The sequence below is a fragment of the Streptomyces sp. ATCC 21386 genome, assembly GCF_018728545.1.
GTDB lineage: Bacteria > Actinomycetota > Actinomycetes > Streptomycetales > Streptomycetaceae > Streptomyces.
The window spans coordinates 2,156,078-2,164,357 of record NZ_JAAVVL010000001.1 but is presented as its reverse complement, the minus strand read 5'-3'; the positions used below and the strand labels follow the sequence as shown (position 1 = coordinate 2,164,357).

The following is an 8,280-nucleotide window of genomic DNA, read 5'->3' as shown; positions in this document are numbered from 1 at the left end:
GGCGCGGACCGGTCTCGTCGGATCCAGGGTTCGCGTCCGGGGTGACCATTTCGATGCCGATCATCAGCCCTCGTCCTCGTACGTCACCGACACAGGCGAACCGCTCGGTGAGGGGGCGGAGTTGGGCGAGGATTCCGGCGCCCAGGGTGGCGGCGCGTTCGGCGAGGCCGTTCTCGCGGACATGGGCGAGGGTGGCGGCGCCCGCGGCCATGGCGAGCTGGTTTCCGCGGAAGGGGGTCGCGTGGGTGCCGGGCCGCCAGACGTCGAGGTCGTCGCGGTGGACCACGACGGCCAGCGGCAGGCTGCCGCCGATGGCCTGGGAGAGGACCATGACGTCTGGGATGACACCGCTGTGCTCGACGGCCCAGAAGCGGCCGGTGCGGCCCACGCCAGTTCGGACCTCGTCGGCGATCAGCGGGATCGAGCGGGCGGCGGTGATCTCCCGCATGCGGCGCAGCCAGCCGTCGGGGGCGGGGAGGACACCCCCCTCGCCTTGGACGGGTTCGAGGAGCATGCCGGCGGGCAGCGGTGCTCCGGGCTCGGCGTCGTCGAGGACGGACTCGGTCCAGCGGGCGGCGAGTTCGGCGCCGCGTTCGCCACCGATGCCGAACGGGCAGCGGTACTCCTGCGGATAGGGCAGGCGTGCCGCCCGGAGGTCGCGGGCGGTCGCGGGCGCTTCGAGGACCGCGGTGTTCAGGTCGGCGTGGGCGCCGGTGAAGGTGAGCAGGCCGGAGCGTCCGGTGGCGGCCCGCACCAGTCTGCAGGCGGCTTCGACCGCGTCCGTGCCGGAGGGGCCGCAGAACCGGACGCGGGCGCGGTCCGCGAACTCCGGTGGGAGGGTGCGGAGCAGTTCGGTGGTGAAGGCGTCCTTGGCGGGCGTGGCCACGTCGAGGACGTGCAGCGGAGCACCCGAGGCGACCGCCTTGCGGATGGCTTCGAGGACGACTGGGTGATTGTGGCCGAGGGCGAGGGTGCCGGCGCCGGACAGACAGTCGAGGTAGCGGCGACCGTCGGCGTCCTCGACGGTCAGCCCCCGCGCGCGTACGGGAACCACGGGCAGGAAGCGCGCGTAGGTGCGTGCCGCCGAGTCCCGGGCGGCCTGCGGCCACGGAATCCTTCCGTGCCCCGACCGCACGGCACGTGCCCCGTCGTGCTCCCGTCGTGGGCGGGCCGGTTCGCCCTCGGGTCTCGGACCAGTTCGCTCGGGCTCACGTCCCACCGGCGCCACCGCAGACTCGGTCACCGCCACTGCTGCACTTCCTCCCACGGTTCATCAGAGGCGAGTCGGCAGGGATCACCGAACACCGGCGGGTCCCCCGCACGTACCAACGACGAGACCGGTACGGGGAAGCGGGTCGGACGAAAATATGTGCCGAGGCGGAGGCTTTGCCGGTCCGGTCCGATTCGCCCAGGTCCCGCCGACCGGGCCTCCGACCCGTGTGCGGTAGTCCACGGCGTGTGTCCATGACGAAGTTCAGGACTCCCGCATGGTGATCGCGATCGGCTGCCGGAGTTCCAGCATGACCGCAGCGCCCGTCAGGATCGTGTCGGGATCGTGGACGCCGGCGTCTTTCCAGATTCGCGCCGAGCGAGAGACATTGTCCGGACCCGGTTGACGCGCGCGGCCCCCTTGTCGCTGTGGGAGTGGTCGGACATACGGTGCGGTCTCCTTCGGAGCATGAGCGGCCACCTCTTCCCCAACCTCGATTCACTCGCTCAACTACTGGAAGGGAAAAGACATTTGGTCAGGCTGTTCGGCCGACTGCTCCTGGTCGATCGCCTGGTCGGAGGGCTCGTGGCCAAACCGTTGCCGTTCCATCGGATGTCCCCCACACCGACCGCATAGTGTGTGGTGCCGTTCCGAAGGCCGCGGCTCGGTGGATGCCGCCAAGCCACACGCACGAGGACTACGTACGTAGAAGGTACGAAGAAACAAGTGTGCGGAGCCGCGCGAATGTCGCGTCGGCCACGTACAAGGAGGCGGCCCGGCGCACGGAGGAGTCGTGCGCTGTCCGTCTCGGCACCACAGATTCTCAACGCCCCAGGGGGAGTTCACACCATGCGACCCATACGACCGCTCTTCACCGCTCGTCGTGGGAGGAGCACGCGCCGCAGAACCTCCCCCGTTCTGGCCGTGGTCGGCCTCGCCACGGTTCTGTCGTTGACGGCCACCGCGTGCGGCTCGGGGGACACCACGGCGAACGCCGAGGCGTCGGCGTCCGCGCAGGACAGCGGCAGCGGCGGCGACGGGAAGATCCGGATCCCGGACGACATCAAGGACAAGCTGAAGGAACACGGGATCGACCTCGACAAGTGGCGGGGCGGGGCCTGGAAGAACTGGGACAAGGACGACTGGCTGCGCGAGGCCGAGGACTACGTCAATCCGATCATCAAGGACCTGTGGGACCCGGACCGGATGCGGGACGCCGAGGAGCCGGACAAGGAGGTCGACGAGAGCGACCTCACCGGTGACGAGGGTGTGACCGACCCGGCGCCGGAGGCCGTCGACGCGAAGGCGGTGGCGGCTCAGTACCACGCGAACGTGCCCGAGGCCGGCAAGGTCTTCTTCGACGCGCCCGAGGGCACGATGGTCTGCTCGGCGACCGTGGTGCAGGACCCGGCCAACCCGGGCAAGTCCAACCTCGTGTGGACGGCGGGTCACTGTGTGCACGCCGGCAAGGCGGGCGGCTGGTACCGGAACATCGCCTTCGTGCCCTCGTACAACGACAGTGCCCTGGCTGCGTCCGAGATGCGGACTGCGACGAAGGAGGAGGTCGCTCCGTACGGCGTCTGGTGGGGAGACTGGGCGCAGACCTCGGACCAGTGGATCGAGCAGGGCGGTCAGACGGGCGGTGACGGGGCGCCGTACGACTTCGCGGTGATCCACGTGACACCGGAGGAGGGCAGCGGGGGCAAGTCGCTGGAGGAGATGGTCGGTTCGGCGCTGCCGGTGGACTTCGACGCGCCTGCCGTGCCGCAGGTGCAGAGCATCACCGCGACCGGCTACCCGGCGGGGGCTCCGTACGACGGCGAGACGATGTACCAGTGCACGGACAAGCCGGGGCGGCTCTCGCTCGTCGAGGCCGACCCGACGATGTACCGCATCGGCTGCTCGATGACCGGCGGTTCGTCCGGTGGTGGCTGGGTGGCGACCGGTTCGGACGGTGAGCCCGCGTTGGTGTCCAACACCTCCATCGGTCCGGTGAGCGCCGGGTGGCTGGCGGGACCACGGTTGGGCAAGGAGGCCGAGGGCGTGTACAAGGCGGTGAGCGACAAGTTCGCTTCGCAGTGACGCCGGGTCGGCCCTATGACGCCCGGCTGACCTGAGGAGCCCGGCCGACCGTGCTCGGCGCACAGGTCGCCGCATCAAGAGGCCGGGCTGACCAAGTGGTGCCGCCCCGAGGAGCGGCGGAGGTGGGACGGCGCGCGGGAATCTCCTTCGCGCGCCCTCCGCCCGTCCCCCAGCGCCCCCGCATAGTGGGCGTGACACACGGATAGTTCCGACGGGGGTCGAGAACCATGCGTTTCTGCTCTGGGCGGTACCACCTGCTCGCCGTGACCGGGCTCGTCGCGGCTCTCGCGCTGGCTTCGGCCGCCTGTGGGTCGGGCGAGGGCGGCGCGGACGGCAAACCCCGCGCCGCCGCGTCCCGCACTGCCGACAACAACGGTGACGGTATCCCCGACGTCCTCGCCGACCAGCTCGCAGAGCACGGCGTGGATGTCGACGACTGGAAGGGCGGGGGCTGGAAGGACTGGGCCCGGGACAAGTGGCTCGGTGAGGCGCAGGACTTCCTCAATCCTGTGATCGAGGACCTCTGGGACGCGGAGCGGATGCGCGCGGCCGGGGATCCGGGGAAGACCGTCGCGGCGCGGGACGCCTCCGCCGAACAGGGCGTCAGCGATCCGGTCCCAGCGCCCGTCGCGGCCAGGGCCGAGAAGACGCCGTACCACGAGCACGCCGGTCCGGTCGGGAAGATCTTCTTCGACTCCCCCGAGGGGGCGATGGTCTGCTCGGGGACGGTCGTCTCGGATGTGAACCATCCCGGCGAGTCCAACCTCGTGTGGACCGCCGGTCACTGTGTCCACGCCGGGAGCGGGGGCGGCTGGTACCGGAACATCGTCTTCGTCCCTGCCTACAACGACCTCGGCAGGTCCGAGGAGGAGCTGGCCGGGTGCGCGGCCACCGAGGAGGTCGCCCCGTTCGGACAGTGGTGGGCGGACTGGGCCGCGACCTCGGACGAGTGGATCGCGGGCGGGTCCGAGGAAGGCGGTGCCGGTGCCCCGTACGACTACGCGGTGCTGCATGTGCGGCCCGATGCGGGCGCCACCTCCTTGGAGGAGACGGTCGGGGCGGCCCTGGACGTGGACTTCTCCGCGCCGTCCGCTTCCGAGGCCGGGACGGTGGGCGCCTGGGGCTACCCGGCCGCACCGCCGTACAACGGTCTGACCATGTTCCGGTGCGTCGACAGGCCGGGGCGGCTGTCCCTGGATCCGTCCCTGCCGACGATGTACCGGATCGGCTGCACCATGACCGGGGGTTCGTCCGGCGGCGGCTGGTTCCGGATGGTCGGTGGCGAGCCCCGGCTTGTGTCGAACACGTCGATCGGTCCGTCCGACAACACCTGGCTCGCGGGACCCCTACTGGGCGAGGGGGCAAGGGCGTTGTACGACGAGATGAGTGACACGTACGGCGGCCGGTGAGCGCGTGCCGGGCGGTGATCGCTGCCCGGAAGGGCTGTCAGGCTGCCGTCGTGATCGGTCCGGCGGCCCGGTCGCGCGCTGATCGCCGCCTACTACGGCGGATGCCCCCGCTCGATGGCCGAGAGCGAGCTGGAGACCTCCCCCGGGTTACGAGGTCAAGGAGAAGACCGCGTAGCGCGGGGAACGGACGTGGGGTGTGCGGGGGGCACCAAGCGGCCCGCGACCCCGCACATACCGAAGGCCCGCCCCTCGGCGGAGGGAGCGGGCCTTTGGACATGCCTGGACGCGCATGCCCGGACGGGCGGGCCTTGCCGGACGTCAGGCCGTGGTGGCCGACGGGACGTACGGTGCCAGGTCGGACGCCAGTTCCTCGTGCACCCGGGCCTTGAGCAGGGTGCCCTCCGGGGTGTGCTCCTCGGAGATCACCTCGCCCTCGGTGTGGGCGCGGGCGACGAGCTTGCCGTGGGTGTACGGCACGAGCGCCTCGATCTCGACCGAGGGGCGCGGCAGTTCGTCGTCGATGAGCGCGAGCAGTTCCTCGATGCCCAGGCCGGAGCGGGCCGAGACCGCGATGGAGCGCTTCTCGATCCGCAGCAGCCGCTGGAGCGTCAGCGGGTCGGCCGCGTCCGCCTTGTTGATCACAACGATCTCGGGGACGTTCGTCGCACCGACGTCACGGATGACCTCGCGCACGGCGGCCAGCTGCTCCTCCGGGTCGGGGTGCGAACCGTCGACCACGTGCAGGATCAGGTCGGAGTCGCCGACCTCCTCCATCGTGGAGCGGAACGCCTCGACCAGGTGGTGCGGCAGGTGGCGTACGAAACCGACGGTGTCCGCCAGCGTGTACAGCCGCCCGCTCGGGGTCTCGGCCCGGCGCACGGTCGGGTCGAGGGTCGCGAACAGGGCGTTCTCGACCAGGACGCCCGCGCCCGTGAGCCGATTGAGCAGGGAGGACTTGCCCGCGTTGGTGTAGCCGGCGATGGCGACCGAGGGCACCTTGTTCCTGCGGCGCTCCTGGCGCTTGATCTCGCGGCCGGTCTTCATCTCCGCGATCTCCCGGCGCATCTTCGCCATCTTCTCGCGGATCCGGCGCCGGTCCGTCTCGATCTTGGTCTCACCGGGACCACGGGTGGCGAGTCCGCCGCCCTTGCCGCCGCCCATCTGACGGGACAGCGACTGACCCCAGCCTCGCAGCCTCGGCAGCATGTACTGCATCTGCGCGAGCGCGACCTGCGCCTTGCCCTCTCGGGACTTGGCGTGCTGGGCGAAGATGTCGAGGATCAGGGCCGTACGGTCGATGACCTTGACCTTGACGACATCTTCGAGGTGGATGAGCTGCCCCGGGCTCAGCTCACCGTCGCAGATGACCGTGTCGGCGCCGGAGTCGAGGACGATGTCCCGCAGCTCGTTGGCCTTGCCGGAGCCGATGTAGGTGGCCGCGTCCGGCTTGTCGCGGCGCTGGATCACTCCGTCGAGCACGAGCGCGCCCGCGGTCTCCGCGAGGGCGGCCAGCTCGGCCAGGGAGTTCTCCGCGTCCCGCGAGGTTCCCGTGGTCCAGACACCGACGAGTACGACGCGCTCCAGGCGGAGCTGTCGGTACTCGACCTCGGTGACGTCCTCGAGCTCGGTGGAGAGGCCCGCCACACGGCGCAGGGCCGCGCGGTCGGAGCGGTCGAACTGGTCGCCGTCCCGCTCTCCGTCGATCTCGAAGCTCCAGGCGACGTCCTCTTCCATCAGGGCATCGGCCCGAAGACCTTCGGGGTTGTTCTGCGCGAAGGCGCGCTGCGCGGCCTGGGAAGGGGAAGAAGAGGAGGTCATTGGGTCCTTACGTCGATGGGGATGCCGATAGGGATACCGCAGGGCGATGGATCTTCACGGATCTCGGCCCGTCACTGTGACAACGTCCGGGGTGTCCCGGGGATTCCCGGGGCGTCCCGTCGTCGACCCGAAGATGGTCGCACGGTACGCCCCGTCTCGTCACCCGGGTTATTTCCCGTCCGCGCGGGGGTCACACCCGCGCGGAACCCGGTCGATCCCGCTCACCGCCGGGCGGAGGCCTCCACCGGTGCCGACTTCCAGTCGGGGTGGCCCGGCATGGGCGGTGTCCGCACCTCGTACAGCCAGGCGTGGAAGAAGTCTCCCAGATCCCGTCCGGCGATCTTGGAGGCGAGTTCCCGGAAGTCGGCGGTGGACGCGACGCCGTCCCGGTGGACGGTGACCCAGGCCCGCTGCAGCAGGGCGAAGGCGGGGGCGCCGATCTCCTGGCGCAGCGCGTAGAGGAAGAGGGCGGCGCCGTCGTAGACGTTGGCCCGGAAGATGCCGATCTTCTGGCCGTCCTTGGGCTTCTTGGGCGCCGCCGGCGGGCCTCCCGCCGCGCGCCAGCGGTCGGACGCGCCGTACGCGGCCTTCATGCGCGCCGCCACCGACCGGCCGGCCCTCTCCTCGGCGTACAGGGCCTCGTACCAGGTGGCATGCCCCTCGTTGAGCCACAGGTCGGACCAGGTGCGGGGGCTGACGCTGTTGCCGAACCACTGGTGGGCCAGCTCATGGACCATGATCGACTCGACGTACCACTTGGGGTACTCGGGCCGGACGAACAGCGCCCTCTCGAAGAGAGAGAGCGTCTGGGTCTCCAGCTCGAACCCGGTCTGCGCCTCGGCGATCAGCACCCCGTACGTCTCGAAGGGGTAGCGGCCGACCTTGCGCTCCATCCACTCGATCTGGGCGGGGGTCTTCGCGAGCCACGGTTCGAGCTTCTCGCGGTCCTTGGCGGGGACCACGTCGCGTACCGGGAGGCGGTGCGGTCCGGTGCGGTGCAGGACGGCGGAGCGGCCGATGGAGATCTGGGCCAGTTCGGTGGCCATGGGGTGCTCGGTGCGGTAGGTCCAGGTGGTGGTGCCCAGCGCGCGGTCCGTGCCGGTGGCGAGGCCGTTGGAGACGGCCGTGTAGCCGTCGGGGACGGTGACGCGGACGGTGAACATGGCCTTGTCGGACGGGTGGTCGTTGCAGGGGAACACGACGTGCGCCGCGTCCGCCTGGTTGGCCATCGCGAGCCCGTCGGCGGTCCGTACCCAGCCGCCCTCCACGTCGCCCGTGTACACGGGGTCGCTGGTGTGCCGCACGGTGATGCGGGTCCGGCTGCCCTCGGCGAGCGGCGCCTCGGGCGTGATCACCAGATCCTCGCCCGCTCCGGTGAAGGCGGCGGGAGCCCCGTCGACCTCGACGGAGTCGACCTTGCCGTGGGTGAAGTCGAGGTTGATCCGCTCCAGGCGGGAGGTCGTCCGGGCGTCGATGGTGGTGACGGCGGTGAGGGGCTCGCGGTTGCTGCCGGGGTAGGTGAAGTCGAGGTCGTACGACCGCACGTCGTATCCGGGGTTGCCGAGGTGCGGGAAGAGCCGGTCGCCGACGCCGAGCGGGGCAACGGGTGACGGGGCGCTCGCGGCGATCAGGCAGACGGAGACGGCGGAGGCGAGCAGCGCGGCCTGGACGCGACGGCTCCTGGGGCGTGGGGTGAGCGGCATGAACCACCGCTACCAGCGCGCTCCCGCTCCGCGCCGCCGACGCGCAGCGGTCCCACCC

Annotated in this window: 5 protein-coding genes; 2 read left to right on the top strand and 3 right to left on the bottom strand. The window is 70.8% G+C overall.

Going from position 1 to position 8,280, the window contains the following annotated elements:
• A partial coding sequence (locus tag GWK25_RS09415; protein WP_215449332.1) for an aminotransferase class III-fold pyridoxal phosphate-dependent enzyme occupies window positions 1-1,249 on the bottom strand: 1,249 nt, incomplete at its 3' end.
• 810 nt (window positions 1,250-2,059) lie between these two features.
• Between GWK25_RS09415 and GWK25_RS09410 the strand changes: the two genes are divergently transcribed.
• Window positions 2,060-3,292: a serine protease gene (locus GWK25_RS09410; RefSeq protein WP_215449331.1), complete on the top strand. Its 1,233-nt coding sequence runs from the start codon at window positions 2,060-2,062 to the stop codon at window positions 3,290-3,292.
• Between the two features lie 227 nt (window positions 3,293-3,519).
• A complete protein-coding gene (locus tag GWK25_RS09405) occupies window positions 3,520-4,701 on the top strand; it encodes a serine protease (RefSeq protein ID WP_215449330.1) in 1,182 nt (393 codons plus the stop codon).
• 318 nt (window positions 4,702-5,019) lie between these two features.
• Here the strand turns inward: GWK25_RS09405 and hflX are convergent, their stop codons facing one another.
• Complete coding sequence (gene hflX / locus GWK25_RS09400) at window positions 5,020-6,519, bottom strand: GTPase HflX (protein WP_215449329.1); 1,500 nt, start codon at window positions 6,517-6,519, stop codon at window positions 5,020-5,022.
• 221 nt (window positions 6,520-6,740) lie between these two features.
• Complete coding sequence (locus tag GWK25_RS09395; protein WP_215449328.1) at window positions 6,741-8,222, bottom strand: M1 family metallopeptidase; 1,482 nt, start codon at window positions 8,220-8,222, stop codon at window positions 6,741-6,743.
• Window positions 8,223-8,280: the final 58 nt, after the last annotated feature.

Coding starts and splice junctions, on each gene's coding strand:
- hflX (WP_215449329.1), bottom strand. CDS start 6,519: ATGACCTCCTCTTCTTCCCCTTCCCAGGCCGCGCAGCGCGCCTTCGCG.
- GWK25_RS09395 (WP_215449328.1), bottom strand. CDS start 8,222: ATGCCGCTCACCCCACGCCCCAGGAGCCGTCGCGTCCAGGCCGCGCTG.
- GWK25_RS09410 (WP_215449331.1), top strand. CDS start 2,060: ATGCGACCCATACGACCGCTCTTCACCGCTCGTCGTGGGAGGAGCACG.
- GWK25_RS09405 (WP_215449330.1), top strand. CDS start 3,520: ATGCGTTTCTGCTCTGGGCGGTACCACCTGCTCGCCGTGACCGGGCTC.